At 61.3% G+C, this 18,882-nt stretch carries 16 protein-coding genes; all 16 read right to left on the bottom strand.

The genetic code is table 11. The features are described 5' to 3' along the window. Positions 1-103: 103 nt before the first annotated feature. Complete coding sequence (locus ACRTGH_RS05785) at positions 104-865, bottom strand: HAD family hydrolase (RefSeq protein ID WP_368847598.1); 762 nt, start codon at positions 863-865, stop codon at positions 104-106. Positions 866-876: 11 nt separating this feature from the next. After that, positions 877-1,932, bottom strand: a complete 1,056-nt coding sequence (locus tag ACRTGH_RS05780; protein ID WP_368847597.1) for a cysteine protease StiP family protein — start codon at positions 1,930-1,932, stop codon at positions 877-879. Further along, complete coding sequence (locus tag ACRTGH_RS05775) at positions 1,925-3,058, bottom strand: phosphoribosyltransferase domain-containing protein (RefSeq protein WP_438474802.1); 1,134 nt, start codon at positions 3,056-3,058, stop codon at positions 1,925-1,927. Before ACRTGH_RS05775 ends, ACRTGH_RS05780 begins: the two co-directional genes overlap by 8 nt. A gap of 76 nt (positions 3,059-3,134) precedes the next feature. Beyond that, positions 3,135-4,151 (bottom strand): ATP-grasp domain-containing protein, encoded by a 1,017-nt coding sequence (locus ACRTGH_RS05770; RefSeq protein WP_368847595.1) that lies wholly within the window; start codon positions 4,149-4,151, stop codon positions 3,135-3,137. Between the two features lie 30 nt (positions 4,152-4,181). Beyond that, positions 4,182-5,168: an HpcH/HpaI aldolase/citrate lyase family protein gene (locus ACRTGH_RS05765; protein ID WP_368847594.1), complete on the bottom strand. Its 987-nt coding sequence runs from the start codon at positions 5,166-5,168 to the stop codon at positions 4,182-4,184. A 45-nt stretch (positions 5,169-5,213) separates the two neighbouring features. Next, complete coding sequence (locus tag ACRTGH_RS05760; RefSeq protein WP_368847593.1) at positions 5,214-6,524, bottom strand: TerD family protein; 1,311 nt, start codon at positions 6,522-6,524, stop codon at positions 5,214-5,216. A gap of 88 nt (positions 6,525-6,612) precedes the next feature. After that, on the bottom strand, positions 6,613-7,197 hold the full coding sequence (locus tag ACRTGH_RS05755; RefSeq protein ID WP_368847592.1) for a TerD family protein: 585 nt from the start codon (positions 7,195-7,197) through the stop codon (positions 6,613-6,615). Positions 7,198-7,208: 11 nt separating this feature from the next. Then, positions 7,209-7,889, bottom strand: coding sequence for a TIGR00266 family protein (locus tag ACRTGH_RS05750; protein ID WP_368847591.1), 681 nt, complete (start codon positions 7,887-7,889; stop codon positions 7,209-7,211). Positions 7,890-7,981: 92 nt separating this feature from the next. Next, positions 7,982-8,560, bottom strand: a complete 579-nt coding sequence (locus ACRTGH_RS05745) for a TerD family protein (protein WP_438474798.1) — start codon at positions 8,558-8,560, stop codon at positions 7,982-7,984. Between the two features lie 109 nt (positions 8,561-8,669). Further along, positions 8,670-9,278 (bottom strand): TerD family protein, encoded by a 609-nt coding sequence (locus tag ACRTGH_RS05740; RefSeq protein WP_368847590.1) that lies wholly within the window; start codon positions 9,276-9,278, stop codon positions 8,670-8,672. Positions 9,279-9,440: 162 nt separating this feature from the next. Then, a complete protein-coding gene (locus ACRTGH_RS05735; protein WP_438474796.1) occupies positions 9,441-10,838 on the bottom strand; it encodes a TerD family protein in 1,398 nt (465 codons plus the stop codon). A 65-nt stretch (positions 10,839-10,903) separates the two neighbouring features. Continuing rightward, a complete protein-coding gene (locus tag ACRTGH_RS05730; RefSeq protein ID WP_368847589.1) occupies positions 10,904-13,540 on the bottom strand; it encodes a calcium-translocating P-type ATPase, PMCA-type in 2,637 nt (878 codons plus the stop codon). Positions 13,541-13,611: 71 nt separating this feature from the next. After that, positions 13,612-15,081 carry a protein kinase domain-containing protein gene (locus ACRTGH_RS05725; RefSeq protein ID WP_368847588.1) on the bottom strand — a complete coding sequence of 490 codons (1,470 nt, stop codon included), beginning with the start codon at positions 15,079-15,081 and terminating at the stop codon, positions 13,612-13,614. Next, entirely contained in the window at positions 15,068-16,696 is a 1,629-nt protein-coding gene (locus ACRTGH_RS05720) for a PP2C family serine/threonine-protein phosphatase (RefSeq protein WP_368847587.1), read from the bottom strand. The genes ACRTGH_RS05725 and ACRTGH_RS05720 overlap by 14 nt, the downstream gene beginning before the upstream one ends. A gap of 15 nt (positions 16,697-16,711) precedes the next feature. Further along, a complete protein-coding gene (locus ACRTGH_RS05715; RefSeq protein ID WP_368847586.1) occupies positions 16,712-17,359 on the bottom strand; it encodes a vWA domain-containing protein in 648 nt (215 codons plus the stop codon). A 398-nt stretch (positions 17,360-17,757) separates the two neighbouring features. Further along, entirely contained in the window at positions 17,758-18,873 is a 1,116-nt protein-coding gene (locus ACRTGH_RS05710) for an L-threonylcarbamoyladenylate synthase (RefSeq protein ID WP_368847585.1), read from the bottom strand. Positions 18,874-18,882: the final 9 nt, after the last annotated feature.

Raw genomic sequence — 18,882 nt, 5'->3', positions numbered from 1 at the left:
CCCCCTTTGTTTCATAATACATTTAGCTTGATTCTCATTATACGCTTCCGTTCCGTACAAGACAAGAAAAAAGATCGAGTCGTATTTGTCGAGATCCTGCGCCTCAGAGCATCGGCAGAAGCAGCTGTTCCAGCAGCCATTCCGCGAAATTTCCTTCGCCTTCCTGGCGCCTTATATGCGCCGCTTCACCCAAAGCCGCGCTTTCCAGCTCCCTGTGGGCAAAGGCCAGATCGGCTTCCCGAAGCAGGGGCACGTCGATGCAGCTGTCGCCGGCGGCACAGATTTTCTTCCCGGGGAAGCGCTCGCGCAGCATCTTGACTGCCAGCCCCTTATCGAGCCCCGGCGGGAAGAAGTAGATCTTCCTGCCGGAGTGCTGCACGGTGAGAAGTGTTTCCCGCCGGCATTTCTCCGCCGTCTCTTCCACGGATACGCCGTCGGCGCAATAGGCGAAGAGATAGGATTCGTCCACGAGGCGGCAGCGGATGTACGCTTCTTTTTTCGACTGCTTTTCATACTGCGCCAACAGTTCCTTCCGGCAGGGAGCGATGCGCGCCTCCTGGTTTCTGCGCCATGCTTCGTCGATCCTCCCCCGGCGGAGGAGCACGGCTCCATTCGTCGTCACGGCGTATTCAGGCTCTGTGCCGTGCGGCCATTCGATGCGCCGATACTGCTCGATGGAGCGTGTCGTTACGGGAATGAGCGTCAGCGTTTTCCCCGCTTCTTCCAGCAGCCGTATCGTCCCGGGCGTCATAAAGCCCTGTTCTCTGCCTTTGTTGCGTTCTACGCAAATATCGCCTTCGCGCCTGCGGCGCAGCGAATGGAGCAGCGTATTGTCGAGATCGGAAGCAAATACGATATCCTTCATATACACCTTCCTCAATTATCGGCCAGAGAGCGGATGATGCCGCAGGCGAGATAATTTTCCAGCGGATATTCCACGACCTCCACGCCCTTCTCCTGCGCCAACTGGTAGAGATGGCCCAGCCGCTTCTCATCCGTTTTGCTGTGCACGAGGAGTTTCCAAGGCAGACGGCGCAGGAGGACGCGCGTCGCTTCGCCGATGCCGGGCTTTACGAGATTGATATCCGTGATACCAAAAGTTTCAGCAATGCGATGCACCTCGCAGAGACCCGAATTTTTCTCTCGTTTGGTATCACAGGCAAAAAGCGAGACTTCTGCCGGAAATTGTTCCTCCACCGCCCCGATGAAATCGTACGTCAGATCCTGCGCCATCAGCTCCTTGTAGAACGCCGCCCCGTGGAAATCGTCCGGGCCGATGATGTCCGTGCGCAGAAAGGTGCGACTCAGAAGGCCCGATACCGTCGAATTGAGGCAGGAACTCGCGATGAGGAAATCCTCGTGCGTGCCGCATTTTTCCGCCACATAGGCCGGGTCGGAGAGCACGGCAAGCCCCGGGCTCACCCCGGGGAAATCCTCCAGCGCCTTGTCAAGCTCGCGCTGGATCGCGCCTTTGCCCGTCCAGCCGTCGACGAACTGAAGCGACGCCGGCGCATGGCGTCCGAGGATATGCTCCACGGCCTTCTTGTCGATGCCCTTGCCGCGAATGATGGAAATGGTATAATGCGCCGCATCGCATTGATACCGTTTCTTCAGGTAATGCTTGAGCAGGATGCCGATGGGCGTTCCCGCGCGAGCCAGTGATACCAATACGGCCTGTACGCCCTTTTCTTTGTAGATCTTCTCCCCGAGTGCGGCAACGGCCTCCGCCGTGATGGCGGCATAGCGCTGCAGCGCATCGAAATAGGCTTTCAGGTACTTTTCCGAAGGCTCGTACTCGAGAGGCAGCATCTCGGAATAGTGCCGCCCCGACTGGATCAGGCGCTCCCGTTCCGCAGTCGGCTGCGGCTCCACCTGCCCCGTGATATCCTTCAAAAGGATTTCTACATCCTCTGCCCGATAGGTGCTAAACATCTGCCGCCTCCTTTCCGCCAAGATAGAATACACGCCTGCAGCCGTTCTCTTCCAGGGCGTGCAGCAGGCTTCGGAGCGCTTCCCTTTCGGGACAGAGCGTATCCGAAACGATGAGCACCGCATCATAGCGGCGCAAATTATAGATATAGTTCTCGCGGTCGTCGCCGTAGAGGCTTCGTATGCGCCAGCCCGAGCGCACGGGATAGCCCTCTGCCGCCGCAATGCCTATGGGGCTGCGCGTCGTAGCATGAAAATGCACGCTTCGGGCGCCGCTGCGCTCAAGCGCTCTCCCGACCAGGAGGCCCGGCATCATGCACTCCTCCGTCCCCAGCACGAGGACGTCGCCCGCCGCGTCTTCCCCGAGCTGAACGGCCATGTTCCTGCCGACGGCTTCCCAGAAAGCGACGTACTCGCCGATGAAAACGCCCTGCCGGGGCGTGGCAAAGCGTTCTGCCGGCATCCTCCGATACATCGGTTCCCCCGCAGCCTGCGTACACTCCGCCGCCCCGCGCACCGCGAAGCGTTCCGCCTGCGCCGTATAATCCGCCTCCGGAAGCTTTACGAGGCAAATGCACTCCGCCCCCTGCGCTTCGAGCCTCGCCGTGTCCGACTCCGTCAGCCGGTTCAGCAGGGATGCCGCCACGAGCTTCTTCTCGCGCAGGACGGGCAGCTCCCGCTTCATCTGGGCGAGGATATTGCAGAGCGTCCTGCCCGTTGACAACTCGTCGTCGACAAAGACCACCGTATCCGTCGCGGCAAGACGCGCCGCCAGGCCGTCGGCGGCCAGCCGCTGCTCGGGCGCATGGCTGTGTTCCTCGAGGAAATCGAGCCACTTCGTTACGCCGGGCGCCGCCTCGCGCGTCGTCTGGATGTAGACGCAGTCCGGCGAAAGCGCCTCCGCCACGGCGGCGCCGATCGCCGTCGCCGTCTCGGCGAAGCCGATGACAAGCCGCGCCGCAGGAAACGCCTCCCTGACCTTCGCGCCCAGCGCCGCCATCATGGAAAGCGCCGCCGTCGGCGATACCGGCACATGCTTTCCCTGCAAAGGATTGACGAGAAGATACTGCCGCTTCTTGTTGTTCTGCCTCCGGGCAACGCGCAGCACATCGTCTGCCGTGTAATTCATCGTCGAAACCATACCTCTCCTTGCCGCGCCAAAGCGCAGAAAATCATTGCCGCCGCATCTTGCTGCGGCGGCAGCCTTAAAAGCATGCCAAAAGCTGCGGCGTTTCCAGATTCGCCACGCGATAGACCTTGCTCCTGTCCGCATATTGCCATGCCTTTTCCACACCGATCATCTGGCTGACGGCGATATCGGGCACATTGATGCCGGCTGCGAGGCAGGAAAGCTGCAGCCCGCCGGACATTCGGGGGTTGATCTCGAGGAGATAATATCGCTCTCCGTCGCTGCGGAACTGGATGTTCACCGGCACATCGAGCCCCAAGGCGTCGAGGATGCGCCGGCTCTCGGCGATGCGCTCCTCGTCATAGCGGATCTCCGAATAGCGATGGTCCGTCTTGAAGCGCGGAATGATGATGTCGCCCTGCTTCGTCCGCAGGCAGTCCACGCTGATTTCCTGCCCTTCAAGATACGGCATGAGCAGCATCGGCACCTGGAAATCGTAGCCGCTCAGGCAGGCGGAAGCCATCTCCCAAGTGACCTTCATGCCCGGCTTGCGGCGGATGTCCCCCGGCTCCAGCAGCGTTTCGTCGATGACGCGGAACGTCGTCGCGCCCTCGTCCTCAGCAAGTTTGTAGCAAACGCGGCGGCAGAGGCGCCGCAGCTCCTCATAGGCCGCCCGAAACTCCTCATAGGAGCGGGCCAGGCGGTATTCCGGCACAAGGGCCGGCTCCCTCGCACGGAAAAATTCATACGTCGCCGCCTTATCGTCGAGCATCTCCATGACGGAAGCCTCGCCCGCCGCCAAAACCGTCCCCTGTTCCCTGAACTGTTCGCGCTGATGCGAGAGGAGTGTCAGGCCGCGCCGCGGAAAGAACACGTCGATCCGATGCTCCCGACAGAAGTCGAGAGCAAATTCCACATAGGCCTCACCGTCAGGGATATCCGGTTCCTGATACCATTCCTCGCACTGCAGCTTGTAAAGCGCATCGCTGTTCCTGCTCGAACCGATAAAGGAAAACCTGCTCGGCGAACCGTCCTTCATCATCCGGATCAAATGGTATGCCGTGCTGAACCATTGATTGAACCATACCCGCATACTATTCCCCTTTGCTCTTTTCAAACGAATTTACGGCTGCTCTTCCTTCACGCCGTAGATTCCCGCCAGCGCCATGATGCGCTTCGCCCATTTCACATGGGTCTTGACCTCGTTCATGCGCGTCCCATCATAGCTTTTCCGCACGCCGGCCTTCCCGTCGTCCCAATTCACGATCGTCTTCGCATCCTCGTAGTCGGCACGCGATACCTTGAGGCTCTCATAGACGAAGGGAAGCTGCGCCGGATGGATAACGGTCTTGCCGATAAACCCATTGAGGCGGTCCAGCTCGATTTCCTTCACCAGTCCTCCGGCCCATTCGCCTGCCGCATCATCGCCGAAATAGTTCCAGACCGGCCCCGAGACGACATAGTCACGCGCGAAGACGTTCAGGATATCGACGAGGATGTCGCGCACGACGCCGACGGAATAGATGGGCTGACGGATGGAGCGGCGCACGCCGTAGAGGTTGCTGAAATCGTTGCCGCCGACACGGATGTTCAGCACGTATTCCTTGTTCGCGTCGAAAATGGCCTTGAGCTCGCCCAAAACGGTGCCGCGGCTCCTCGTATCGGCAATCGAGGGGCTTTCCAGCACGGGCATGATATAGTATTTATGCCCGGCGTCCCGGTTGACCTGACGCATGATTTCCATATAGGCCTCGACATTGCCCAGATTCACCTTGGGCAGGATATAGCCCGTCAGGACTTCGCTGTCCTCGCCCAAAAAGCGCACGAAGTGTTCCAGGTGATCCGCCGTGCGCACGCGCACGAAGAGGAGCGGCCTCCCCTCGGCCCCTTCCCGGTAAAGCTCCCCCAGCGCATGCAGCGTATCCTTCAGCGCGATCTCGGCCTCTTCCACCGCACCGTCGTTGATGGCGTCTTCCAGACAGAAGCAGACGGACGTCATCGCCTGCACTTCGCGACCGCGGATTTTTTGCACAATATTTCCCTGATAGGCCGGCATGTAGAGAAGTCCGCCCACCATATACTGCAAAGTCTCCCGGCTTATTTCTTCCATGTACTGCAACTCCCCGTTCCCTGCGGGCGGCGTCCAGCCCCCGTCTTACTCAACATTGATCCCATAGTCGCGGCAGAGACGCTCCAGACCGGACGCATAGCCTGCGCCGACGAATTTCAGCTTCCACTCGCCTTTGTAACGATAGATTTCCGCTGCGTTCACGGTCTTTTCCGCCCGAAGGCCGTCCAGCGGAAAGAGACACTTCTCCTCCCCGTGGTTCAAGACGCGAACCGCGGGCTGGCGCACGGCGGAAAAATCCTGCGCTGACTTGTCCTCCTCATAGATGGAAAAGCAAAGAACGAGGCGGTCGATTCCTGCCGCCAGCTTCGCCATATCGATGACGGCCCTCGGCTCCTGCCCCGGCTTTTCCACGCGGACGCTCTTGTCCGCCGCCTCGGGGTTGCCGAAGAAAACCAGATCCTCGTCGCCGCGAACCTTGCCCGCAGCGGAAAGGCAAAAGACATAAGCGTCCAGATCGACGCCCGCCGCATGGCCCTGATCCTCGTAGACGAATTCCAGGCAGTCCGCATTCCCCAGTGCCATTCGCTGGCCGCGCACCGCCGTGACCGCCGTCCCGGCACGTTCCCTGCGGTCCGCTGCCTGCGGCTTTTCGCCGCCGCTTCGCTCCGGCGGCACGGGAGGCGACGCGGCCAATCCCGCCCCGCCTCCCGCGCTCGGGATATGCCCCGGCATCTCGAAAGCCGCTTCCTTTGCCGCCAGCGAGGCATTCGCCGCCTCGGGAAGCGCCAAGCTCTCCAAATGCTGCGCCGCCCTCTCGTCCGCCTCGCCCGTCACACAGATGCGCCGCAGGATCTCAGGCGTACGGACGAGGATGTCGCCGTAAACCAGCGTCTCCCGCCGCATCTCCGGCAGCGTCAGCAGAAGACGGTTCCTGCCCTTTTTCACTTGCTGCGGCGTGATCTTCGCGCCGCCGATGGAGCTCTCCACAGCTGCATCGGCGCCCGCCTCCAGCTCGATGACAAAGGAATTTTCCCTCTCGGCGGCAAAGCGCCCCAAATCGACGGATTCCGGCAGATGCCAGGGAGCCGCGCTCCCGTCCGCCGCCTCATGCGCCCCGTGCAGCTCCACTTGCGCTATGCGGCAGTTCCGGCCCTGGACGGATAAGGCGATGTTGTCCTCCTCCGTCTTGGGGCGTACGACTTCGATGCGCATGTTTTCCAGCTGCACGCCGTCGGCTTCCAGCACGACGACCGGACCGCTGTCCGCCCATACCGTCGCCCCGGAGCCGTCGATGCGGCAAGGGCGCCGCACATGAAGCGGGCCCTTGTACTCACCGGCAGCGAGAGTGATCTTCTCGCCGGTTCCTGCGTCTATCAATTCCTGGATCGTTTTCATCATATTCCATCCTTATTCCCAACTTCAGCCGGGTGCAGACGCCCTTCCAGAAAAAAGGGGGCTGAAGAGCCCCCCTCAAAAACATCCCTCAAACATTTACGCCATAAGCGCGGCAAAGCGCCGCCAGACCGCCGCTGTAGCCTGCGCCGACGGCATTGAACTTCCATTCGTCACCGTGACGGTAGATTTCACAGACGACGAGCGCCGTCTCCACCGAAAACTCTTCCATGAGGTCGAAGCGCAGGACTTCCGCGCCCGTCATATCCTGTGCATTCGCCATGCGTGCGACGCGCACATAGGCGTTGGAAACCTGCCCGAAATTCTGCCCGCGCTCCTGCGCCTCATAAATCGTGACAGTGATTGCAATCTTGCTGATATCGGGCGGCACCTTCGAGAAGTCGATGATCAGAACCTCGTCGTCGCCTTCGCCCTCGCCCGTCCGATTGTCGCCCGTATGATGCACCGAGCCGTCCGTACTGTCCAGATTGCCGTAAAAGATAAAGTCCTCGTCCCGGCGCACCTTCTCATTTGCGCCAAGCAGGAAGGCCGATGCGTCGAGATCGAAATCGGCGCCGCCGTCATACTTGTTGACGTCCCAGCCGAGGCCGATCAAGGCCATCTTCATGCCCTTGTCCAGGCTCACGCGCTGCCCTTTGGAAAGATTTACTGCCATACGAATACCCCCTATTTCGTGGTGATCATGGATTGGATCCAGCCCTTGAAGCCCGACGGGTTCCGCGTCTGAATCAGGACGGGACCGGGACCGCGGAAGCGGCAGACAAGGCACTCGCCCGACATGACGCTCGAAATCCAGCCGTTCGACGCTTTCTCGATCGTATAATTCATGTAATCCGGCCAGGCGACAAGATGACCGTTGTCCACAACAATCTCCTGTCCCTGCTCAAGATTGATCGCATGAATGACGCCATAACTGCTCAAAAAGGCAAGCCCCTGGCCCGTAAGCTTCAGCAATACAAAGCCTTCCTGCGAAAAAAAGCCCTGCATAAGGCCCTGCACCTTGGAATCGACTTGAACGCCTTCCGTCGAGGCCAGAAATCCGCCCTTTTGGACAATCATGCCATACGTGCCGTCCAGCTCGATATCCATGATGCCGCCCGGCAAAGGATGCCCGAACAGAACCCTGCCGTCCCCGCGCGAAGCCACGAGACGCTGCAGGAAGAAGCTCTCGCCCGTAAAGACCTTGCGCACAAGGCCGCCGAGCACGCCGCCTTCCATCTTGCCCTCGACATCGATGGTCGCATCCATAGCAATCATGGCGTCAGACTCGGCCTTGATGGCCTCGCCGCGGCGCAGAGAGCATTCGACAACAGGAAACGCCTCGGGGTATAAGATCCTGTATTCCATCATCGCACCTCTTTCATAACAGAGCCGGGAAAAATCATAGGAAGCCCGGGGCGAAAAGCCCGGGCCTCCCGTCCAAACCTGCTTATGCAGTCTTAAATATTGACGCCGTAAGCCTTGCCGAGCGCGCCGAGACCGCCGCTGTAGCCCGCGCCGATAGCGTTGAACTTCCACTCGGGTCCCTGGCGGTAGAGCCTGCCGACGACGACGGCCGTCTCAACGGAAAAGTCCTCGCCGAGATCGAAGCGAATGAGCTCCTCGCCGTTGGCCTCGTTGACGACGCGAATGAAAGCGTTCGACACCTGCCCGAAGTTCTGCTTGCGCTCATCGGCCTCGTAGATCGTGACCGTGAAGTCAATCTTGTCGATGGAAGCAGGCACCTTCGAGAGATCGACCTTGAGCTGCTCGTCGTCTCCCTCGCCCTCGCCCGTCAGATTGTCGCCCGTATGCTCGACGCTGCCCGAAGCATGCTTGAGGTTGCCGTAGAATACGAAATCCCCATCGCTCGTCACCTTTTCATTCGGCCCGAGAAGGAACGCCGAGGCATCGAGGTCGAAATCACCGCCGCCGTCGTACTTGTTGACATCCCAGCCAAGACCGATCAGGAGCTTCGAGAGTCCCGGATTGCCCTTCGTCAAATCGACTTTCTGACCCTTTTTCAAACTAACTGCCATGATGAAATTCCTCCTTGTGATATGAACTTTGCCCTGAAACGCCCTTGGCGCTTCCTTCTATATCAAGCCGCAAGGGCATGATGACTTGCAAAAGTGCAGCCGGCCTGCCTCACTCATAGCGCATCTTCACTTGATTGAGGCTGATGTCCTTCGTTCCCTGCCCGATGGCGTTGAACTTCCACTCGCCGTTATGGCGGTAAATCTCGCCGAAGATCATCGCCGTCATGCCGGCATAGCTCTCCGAGAGGTTGTAGCGGCAGAACTCCTCGCCCGTCCGCTCGTCGCATATACGGATGAAGGCGTTCGCGATCATGCCGAAGTCCTGCTTCCTCGACTTGCAGTCATAGATGTTGACGACGAAGACGAGCTTGTCGTAGACCGCAGGCACAGCCGTCAAGTCGACGAGGATCTGTTCGTCGTCGCCGTCGCCGTCGCCCGTGAGGTTGTCGCCCGTATGGACGATCGCGCCCGACGAATGCTTGAGGTTGCCGAAGTAGACGACATCGCCCTTCCCCGCCAGGCGGCCGCCCTGGCAGACGATCACGCTCGCATCGCAGTCGATGTCGGGCGTGCCGCCTCCGCCGAAGATAGAGCCGAAAAAACCGCTCGACTTCTGCTCGACGGGATCCCAGCCAAGTCCGACGCGGATGCGCGAGAGCGCCTGCCCGTCCGACTTCTTCAAATTTACTTTCTGTCCCTTTTGCAGATTTACGCTCATGCTGCTGCCTCCCCGATTCCTTTTTCCTGCGGCCGGAAATGGTTGTTTTCTCTATATTTTCCTGATTTCTCCGCGCCGCGGCAAATCATTTAATCTCTAAAAGTAATTCGCCCTGCCGCCGCCTTTTCCCTTTATGAGGCAAAAGAAAATTTCCCGCCGCGCTCAGTCCTTGCTGCCCGCCGTCCAGCGCAGGCCCCAATGGTACGCCTTGTCCATGCTCTTGTGGCCGTTGAAGAAATGCACGAGTTTTTCGACGCTGAAGGTGTCGTTGATGTTTTCCAGCATGGCGATGGCGCACATGACCTTCGACGAGCCGTATTCGTCCATGCGCACGATGATGTCGGGGCTGCCCGGGCACTTGACGGTGACGACGCCGTCCGCCTGCTGCCAGTTGGCGACGCCCTCGTAGATGAAGGTGTAGACGAGGATGCGCTTGATCTTCGATGCCATCTTGCCGTTGACGCGCAGCGTCTCGCCGGCGGCATTGCTGCCCGTGCGGTCGTCGCCGTCGAGCGCGATCCAGGGGCTGTGCGAGAGACTGCCGAAGTCGTTGCCGAGCGCCTGCACGCAGCCGATCTCACCGTTTTTGAGCTCGTAGAGGCAGCCGAGGTCGAGATCGATGCCGCCGCCTCCCCCGCCGCCGAAGATGGAGGCGAGGAAGCCGCTGTTCTTCGTCTGCGGCTGCTGGTGCCAGTTGAGGTTGATGGAGATCTCGCCGAGTCCGCCGCCACCCTTGACGAGGCTGACCTTCTGTCCCTTCTTGAGTTCGACCTTCTTCGGCACCGTCGGTGCAGGCTGCGGTACAACAGGCGGCACAGGCGGCACGGACGGTACGGGCGCCGCGCCCGGCCTGCCAAGGTTCAGCGGCTGATGCGGTGCAGGCGAGCCTCCGGGGCGGCCGAGGTTCAGCGGCGAATGCGGCGCGGGCGGTGCAGCGGGCGCAGGCGACGGCGCGGCAGGGCGCGGCGGTGCGGGCGGCGCAGGCTGCGGTGCGGCTCCCTGCCCTTCGCCAACCTCGATGCCGAAGTTCTTGCAGAGCGCCTCCAGGCCGCCGCTGAATCCCGCGCCGACGGCGTTGAACTTCCACTCGCCCTTGTAGCGGTAGAGCTCGCCGACGACGATCGCCGTCTCCACGGAGAAGTTCTGCCCGAGATCGTAGCGCAGAAGCTCCGCGCCGCTCGCCGCATCGAGGAGGCGGATGTACGCGCCCGCGACCTGCCCGAAGTTCTGCCTCCTTGCGTCCGCGTCGTAGATCGTCGCGGTGAGGGCGATCTTCTCGACGGCGGCGGGCACGGCGGCGAAGTCGACACGCACCTGCTGCCGGTCGCCGCCCGAAGGAGCCGCGATGTGCTCGACCGCCCCCGACACATGGCGCGCGTTGCCGTAGAACACGAAGTCCGCATCGCCCGCCGCCTTGCCCTGCGCACCGAGCAAAAATGCCGCCGTGTCAAGATCGATGCTCGAATTCGCCTGCCAGCCCATGCCGACGAGTACGCTTCGAAGCCCCGCGTTGTTCTTCGTCAAATCGGCTTTCTGTCCCTTGCTGATGTTCATGCCCATTCATATCCCTCCTACAGCGCGGCGGCGCCGATGCTTTCCACCGACGCCGCCTTGCAAATATTTCGTTATGCCTTGCCCACAATCATCTTGCGAACCAAATCAATCGGCACAATCGTCACCGCCATGATGAGCACAAATGCCCACTCCGTGAGCGTCAAACCATAGCAGTGCAGAATCTCGCCGCCGAGGTACGTCATGGCAACCTGGATGACGACGATGAGCCCCATGACACGCAGGAAGCCCGGATTTTTCGAGATGTTGTCAAAAAGATTCTTCGAATCGGTGCGCGCGTTGAAGGCGTTGAACACCGCCATGAAGATGAAGAACGTGAAGTAGCCCGTCAAGAGGTAGTGATTGGCCTCGTCGGGGCGGAAGTATGCGTGCGACGCGCCGCTCATGAGGAAGAAGAGGCTCAGGCCGAAGCACCACAGCGAGCCGACGCCGATGGAGGAGACCATGTACTTGCTGATGATGCTTTCGTCGCGCTGCTTGGGCTTTTCGTCCATGTAACGGCGAAGAGCCGGCTCGCCGCCGAAAGCGAGCGCCGCGAGCGTATCCATGACGAGGTTGATCCAGAGGAACTGCGTGATGGAAAGCGGCGTTTCCATGCCGAGAAGAGGCGCAACGAAGGAGATCATAACAGCGGCGACGTTGATCGTCAGCTGGAAGATGATGAACTTCCGGATGCTGTTGTAGATCGTGCGCCCGTAGAGGATCGCGCGGGCCAGCGACTTGAAGTTGTCGTCGAGGATGACGATATCGCTTGCCTCCTTCGCGACCTCCGTGCCGCTGCCCATGGCGAAGCCGACGTCCGCCTTCTTCAAGGCCGGCGAATCGTTGACGCCGTCGCCCGTCATGCCGACGACGAGGTTCATCTCCTGCGCGAGGCGCACGAGACGGCTCTTGTCCGTCGGAAGCGCACGCGCCACGACGCGAAGGCGCGGCAGCAGCTCCTTGACCGCCGCATCGTCGAGCGCGGCAAGCTCATCGCTCGTCATGACGACATCGTCGTCACGCGTGAGAAGCCCCGCTTCCTTGGCGATGGCGCCCGCCGTGTCCTGGCGGTCGCCCGTGATCATGACGACCTGCACGCCCGCGCTGTGCACGCGGCGAATCGCTTCGACGGATTCGGGGCGCACCTCGTCGCGGATGCCGACAGCGCCGACGAAGACGAGGCCGCTCGCGGGCAGCGTGCCGTCCGCAGGAATCGCGTCCTCGTAGACGGCGAGCGCCAGGACGCGGATGGCGCGCGCCGCCAAAGCGTCGATACAGTCCGTGATCGCCGCCGCATTCGTCAGCGGCTTCTTTTCGCCGTTTTCATCGTAATATGAGTCGCAGAGCGCGAGGATCTTCTCCGGCGCGCCCTTCGCCAAGGTCACGCTGTACTCGCCCGCGACCTCGGACAAGGAATACTTGTTCTTGCTGTTAAACGGCACGGCGTTTTTGATCTTCTCGTCCATCTCCGCGCTGTCTTCAGCAACGAAGCCGAAGATCGCATGCTCCGTCGCGTTGCCGCCGACAGCCTCCTTGCCGTTGATGACGGCGCTCGTATTGTAGCGCACGCTGAGGTTCACGAGCTTCTTGAGCCCCGCGCCGAGCTCCTTGTAGGCGGCGTACTGCGTGCCCGCACCGTCGACGAAAGCGACGGCTTCGAGCTGGCCCTTCGTGATCGTGCCCGTCTTGTCGCTGAACAGGAGGTTCAGGCTGCCTGCCGTCTCAATGCCCGAGATCTTGCGCACGAGCACGTTGTCCTTGAGCATCTTGCCCATGTTCTGCGCCGAGACGATGGCGATCATCAAGGGCAGGCCCTCGGGCACGGCGACAACGATGATGATAACGGCGAGCATGACGGCATCGACGAGGTCGTTGGCGACGACGAGCCAGTTGGAACAGTACGCCATGATGCGCGCCATCTCGAAGCCATTGTGGATGACGAGGCGCTGGAACATGAAGGCAATGGCGATCGCCACGCCGCCGATGTAGCCGAAGTTGCTGATCTGATTCGCGAGGTTCGAGAGCTTCACCTTCAAGGGCGTGTCGCGGTCCTCGTCCGCCTGCAGCTCGCCCGCGATCTTTCCGTAGAGCGTCTTGTCGCCGAGCGTCGTCGTGCGCATCACGGCGTTGCCGCCGCAGACGACGGAGCCGCGGAACACCTTGTGCGGATGGAGGAAGTCCACGCTCTGCTCCGCTTCCTCGTCGCCTTCTGCCGCCGGCGTCTTCGTCGCTTCCTTCGCCTCGCCGTTCAGGACGGACTGGTCGACCTGGATCGAGCCGTCACAGATGACGCCGTCCGCCGGAATCTTGTCGCCCGTCTGCAGCAGCACGAAATCGCCCATGACGATCTCGTCGATGGGGATCTCCGTCAGCGTTCCGTCGCGATAGACCTTACACTTGATGAGCGACGCTTCCTCCTGCAGTTTCTGGAACGCGTTCTCGTTCTGATACTCCGAATACGTCGCAACCGTCGTCGCGAGAATCACGGCGAGCGCAATGCCCACGGACTCATACCAGGCGACCTGGCCCAGAATGGCAAAGACGACATTGATGGCGAGCGCGAAACACAGGATCTTGATGATGGGATCGTCAAAGTTTCCCTTCAGCTTCTCCCAGAAGCTTTCTCCCTTCTGCTCCGTGATGCCGTTCGTACCGTGCTTCTCGCGTGAGATACGAACTTCTTCCGCGGTCAATCCTTTGATTTTCATAAAATAAACTGCTCCTTTAATTTCCTATTGCTTTTTCATCTATTTCGAGGAAACACCGGGTGGCGCTTCCTTTATTTGACGCTCCACAGCGTGCCGTTCTGCCGCTCCGCAAGACCGAAGGGCGCATGCCGTCTTATGGCCAGTGCCTGCCCCGGCGGAACGAGCCTGCCGGCCGGCGAACGAAGATCCGTCAGAGCATGGTTCACAAGGTACCACGAACCCTTCTGAAAGGAAATATAGGCCGCCAGCTCACGATTCTCCGCCTTTTCATCAGGAAAGACATTTTCCTTGAAGTGCCACTCGAAAAGCGGCAGGCCGTCATAGAGATTCAAGAGGCCGGACGGAAGCCATTGGCCGTCCTTGCCGCGCAGACGGCGCAGCCGCTTCAGCTGGAGCACCTGCTGCGCCGGAATCTCCGTTCCGCAGAAGGGGCAGCGCGGCTGCGATTGGTCGTGAAGGATGAAGTACTTTTCCGTACAGGAAGGATTCGCGCAGGGCTGCAGCAGATCCCATGTCCGGACGAGAGCCTTCTCCCATTCCAAAGCGGTCGGCCGCTCCCCCGGCTCGTGCAGGCCATCGACGAACGCCCGCAGAAAGAGATGTTCCAAATATGGGCCGAGATCATGGATCGTCACCCGCAGATCGGACGGGCGATTGGACGTGTCCGTCGGATTTTCGGCAAACAGCGCCTTTTCCCCATAAATCAACATGTCCGCCTCCTCGGCGGGCATGTCGTAGTTCTTCGGCCCCTCAAGCGGATGGCGCTTCAGGAGGTATTGGTAAATGAGAACAGGCAGTGCAAAAAGATCGGTATAAAGACTCGGTATAAAACGGCGGGCATCGTCCCTTGAAAACTCCATCGTCTTCAAGACCTCGGGCGCTATATAGCCCTTTGTGCCCGCCACTTCCGGCGGAAAGAGGTTCGGCACCACGAGGGAATCGATGTCGATGACGACGCAGCTGCCGCTCTTGGGATCGACGAGGACGTTGTTGCAGGAAAGATCCGAGTGAGCCAGCCCCGCCTGATGCATGCGGCGCACCGCACGCGCAAGCGAGATGGAAAGCCGCAGCATGGTCTGGAAGTTCCCGAGCTCGGCCGGCGCCAGATACTTCCGCACGCGTCCCGTGAACCAGTTTCCCTTCTTGTCCTTGCCGGAAAGATCGATCTGGCGGGAAGCGTTTTTATCGAAAAAGAAATTCGCCGGATAGGCGGGACAAACCAGACCGAATTCCGGGCGCTCAACGACGGCCGTCGGCCAGCAGAAGAGGTTCCTGAAATAGGCAGCGGTCTCCTTCGTATTTCCCTTCGCGCCGCCCTCCGCCTCGGAAAGCGTCGGGTTGTAGCGGCCGATAATCGCCTCGATGCGGTCGCGGATATTCGCGTCGACCCCGTCGGGATCGAGGAAGAACTGCACGACGTACGATTTGTCCGGCGCAAAATAGGTGTATTTCATGCCACCCTTCGGCGGGTTGTCGGTAATGACGTACGGTATTTTCCTGCCGTCCTGCAGGACGGCCTCTGCTGTTCTAGGCAGCGCCATCATCTCCAAACGAAAGAATCACAAGCGTCCTGTCATCAAAGGAGCCGCGCTCCAGACGGTTGTCCAGCCAAGCCTGCAGCTTTTCCGCACGCGTGCCGATCTCCTTCAGGCTCGTATCCTCTGCGGCGAGCGCGAGCAAATGCGTCTTGTGCCACAGCTCTTCCTGCGAGCATTGCATGGCCTTCGCAAGGCGGGCTGCATACTGCAGGGCGACGCTCTTTTCCTTGTCCCCGACACAGGGGAATGCTTGCGGCTTGGGCAGGGCGCGCAGAAGCTCCACTTCTTCGCGCGTGAACACCTTCGCTCGCTCTCCCTGCGGCGCAAGGATGCCGTTCGCCACGAGGTCGAGCCAGAGGAGGCACATGCCCTGCTCGGAAAAATAATCGTCGGACACGCCGTCTGTCATCATCAGGATGACGTCGTTCTTTCTGCGCGAGACGAGCGTCCTCTTCTGAAGGTTTGCAAGCTCCGCCATGGCGGGGCTCGTCAAGAAATCCGTCTCGCCGGAAAAATCGCCGCTGTCCGGCTGTCCGAGGAATTTCGTCGCTTCTTTGTACGGCAGCTGCGTATTGAGAGCGGCGGTCATGCCGTCGCCGATCTGGCAGGAAACGACGAGCTGCTCGCCCGTTTCGGGAATGGGGACTACAAGCGTCACGAGGAGCGTCGCGGCAAAGTCCGCCAAGACCAGCTCCCTGCCGAGCGGCTCTTTGTACTCCGGCCTGCCGCTCCGCATATAGAAGGCGGCCTCGATCGCTCTGCGCGCTTCCTGCACGCCCTCGTGCAGGATGGCGACGAGCCGGCCGCAGGCGTCGTTGAAAGGCGCTTCCGCCAGTGGCAGACCGCAGGCCGCACGATCGTCGGGGTGCTCCTCCGCCAGCCGGCGCAGGCGCTCATAGATGCAGCCGACGGCGGCCTCACTGGCGGCCTTCGCGCCGACGCGCGAATACCGCTTCGATCCCGCGCCGTCCGAGACCGCCATGACGGCGATATCCTCGAGATGCGCCATGGCGAACCAATCGTCGCAGTTCGTGCCCTCGTGCTTGTGCTTCTTGCCGCGCACCCTGGCCGCGATGAAGGCGGCGCTTCCCACGCGCTCTTCCCCACACTTATACTCCGGCGCGGCATCCGGCTCATCCGCCGGTACGGGCTTGTACTGCCAAAGGGTGGCCGTATGCGCCAGCACCGCCTCATCGCTCAAGGCTTCCGGCTCGCTCGCCGCGCTTATGTCAGCCGCATCGGCGGCAGGGGCGGCGACAGAGCTGGCAGCCGTTTCATCGGCAGCAGTACCAGCGGCAGCCGCGTCGTCATCCGCCGCAGCCGAGGGCGCGGCAGGAGCAGCCGATGCTGCCGGCACAGCCGCACCCTCGGCCGCCGGCACAGCCGGTGCGGCATCCGGGCTGCCCGCAGCCCCGATCCGTCCCGCTATGCCGGCGGCTTCCGGCGCAGCGGGCGGTTCCGCTGCCGCTTGCCTCTCTTCGTGCAGGATCTTCTTGTCAAGGATCACCCGCCTGCCGTCCGCCAGAGGAGCAGCCGCCCCTCCGACGACCAGCGCCGCTCCCTCCTCAGGGATCGCCGCGCCGCGCTTCTTCTCGTCATGCCAAATGATCTGCGCCATCAACGCCGCCTCCCGTCAAGGGACAATCGTAAAGCCTTTCGGCGGCGGCGGCAGTTCGATCTGGTCGCCCGGCTTCGCGTCAAGGCTCTTCGAGGACATCTTGATGGAGCCGGAAACCCAGGCGAAGAACTGCGCCATATCGCCGGCCGAAAGATTGTTCATCATCAAGACATTGTTCGTGATCTGCTTCAAATAGCTCGTATCGGCGTCAGCGCCTGCCGCGCAGGCAATGATATTGCCGAGCTTCGCCGTCTTGAGCTCCTGCACCGCCTCGTTGAAGTCCTCGATATCCGTCGGACTGCCGTCGGTCAGGATAAAGACGAGCGGCCGCCAGTCGCCCTTCTGCGTCTCCGTATTCCTGCGCACCTCCGTCTTGACGCATTCCATCAGAAGCTTCAGTGCGCCGCCGAGCACGGTGCAGCCGCCGGCCTCGATGCGCGGCTCCTTGAAGAGCATCAATTCCATCAGCTTCGACACCTGCTTTGCCTGCGTCGCGAAGGTGATGACCGAAAGATACGCCGTCTCCAGCGCCTGCGGGTCGCCCCGAAGCTCCGACAAGAGCGCCTTGACGCCCTGACGCACCGCCTCGATCGGCTCCCCCATCATCGAGCCCGAGCAGTCGAGCAGCAAATAAACCGGCAGCCTGCGTCCATAATCCGCCATGAAAAGCACCTCCCAATGCCTCTTTGCCCCATTTCAGCGCAACACATCGTCGGCTTTCGCCCCACTGCACAACAACGACAAGAGCGCGAGGCTATGCACAAATCCCATGGTGCATAGCCTCGCGGCCAAGCACCGCACTTTTGAAACCCCAAGAACTCAAGCCGAAGTCGCAGAGTGATTGGCTAAGTTTCCGTAAGGGCGGCGCACAATGTCCGCAAAGTGGATGTTTGTGCGCGTAGTTTTACCAATAAAGCCATTATAGCACAAAAAAAGTCCCTGTAAAATAGGCGCGCCGCCGGCAAGGGCCAAAAGAGCCTGCCCCTGCACCGACTGGAACGCGGCGCAATGCGGCAAACGCTTCGGCCGGACGGCAGTCCTCCCATCCATGCCCGCGGAAATCACTTCCCGCAGCGCCGAATACGGTAGCCCGCGGCCTTTTTCAGCCGGTTCATGACGGCCAGACCGAGGCCGCTTTCGTCGAAAGCCTCGCCGAAGAGCATGTCGACGGGCTTCTCGTCGAAAGAGCGCAGGGCTTCGTAAAGACGGGCGGCGACGGTGCGCATGTCCCCGCGCGGCCCGAGACGCGCCATGCGGCTCTCCGGAATCTTGTCCGCCAAGGCCGCAGCCGTTTCGTCCGTCACGATGAGGCCGACGTCCCGCCCCTTTGCCTCGGCAAGAGCCGCGCAGAAAGCGGCAGGAAGCTCCTCCGGCGGCGCCTGCAGCAAGGTCAGCGGCGCGCGCGGCGCATAATGCGTGTACTTCATGCCGGGCGCGCGCGGCGCTTCTCCTGCCGCAGCTTCCATGGCCGCATGGCCCGGTGCGCCGCTTCCCGCCGCACCGTTTCGCGCCTGCGCGGCGCGTTCCTGCGCGAGAAGGCCGCCGTCGAGACGCACTTCGCCGAGAACTTCAGCGAGCATTTCGCGCGTGATGGCTCCGGGGCGCAGGATCGTCGCCGCCGCTCCCGTCACATCGACAATCGTCGACTCGACGCCGAAGCGGCAAGCCCCGCCGTCGAGGATCAGCGGGATCCGCCCTGCCAAATCGCTGAGGACGGCCTCCGCCGTCGTCGGGCTCGGCCTGCCCGAGATATTCGCGCTCGGCGCGGCAAGCGGCACGCCGGCCGCCCGAATCAGGGCGAGCGCCGTATCGTTCCCCGGCATGCGCACCCCGACCGTCGCGAGGCCGCCCGTCACACGCGCGGGCACGGCGTCGCTGCAGCGAAGGATCAAAGTCAAAGGGCCGGGACAGAAAGCTGCCAGCAGCTTCTCCGCTGCATCGGGCACATCGAGCGCCACGGCGTCGAGCATGGCGCGGTCCGCGATATGGAGGATCAGCGGATTGTCCGAAGGGCGCCCCTTCGCCTCGTATATTCCCGCGCAGGCTGCAGCATCCAGCCCGTTTGCGCCAAGCCCGTAGACCGTCTCCGTAGGAAAAGCCACGAGGCCGCCCGACCGAAGGATTGCGGCGGCCTCAGCGAGAGCAGCCGCCGTGGGCTGTAAAATCTTTGTCTGCAACGTGTTCTC

This window comes from Selenomonas oralis (assembly GCF_051603425.1).
Lineage (GTDB): Bacteria > Bacillota > Negativicutes > Selenomonadales > Selenomonadaceae > Selenomonas > Selenomonas sputigena_A.
This window is presented reverse-complemented; position numbering and strand designations above follow the sequence as displayed.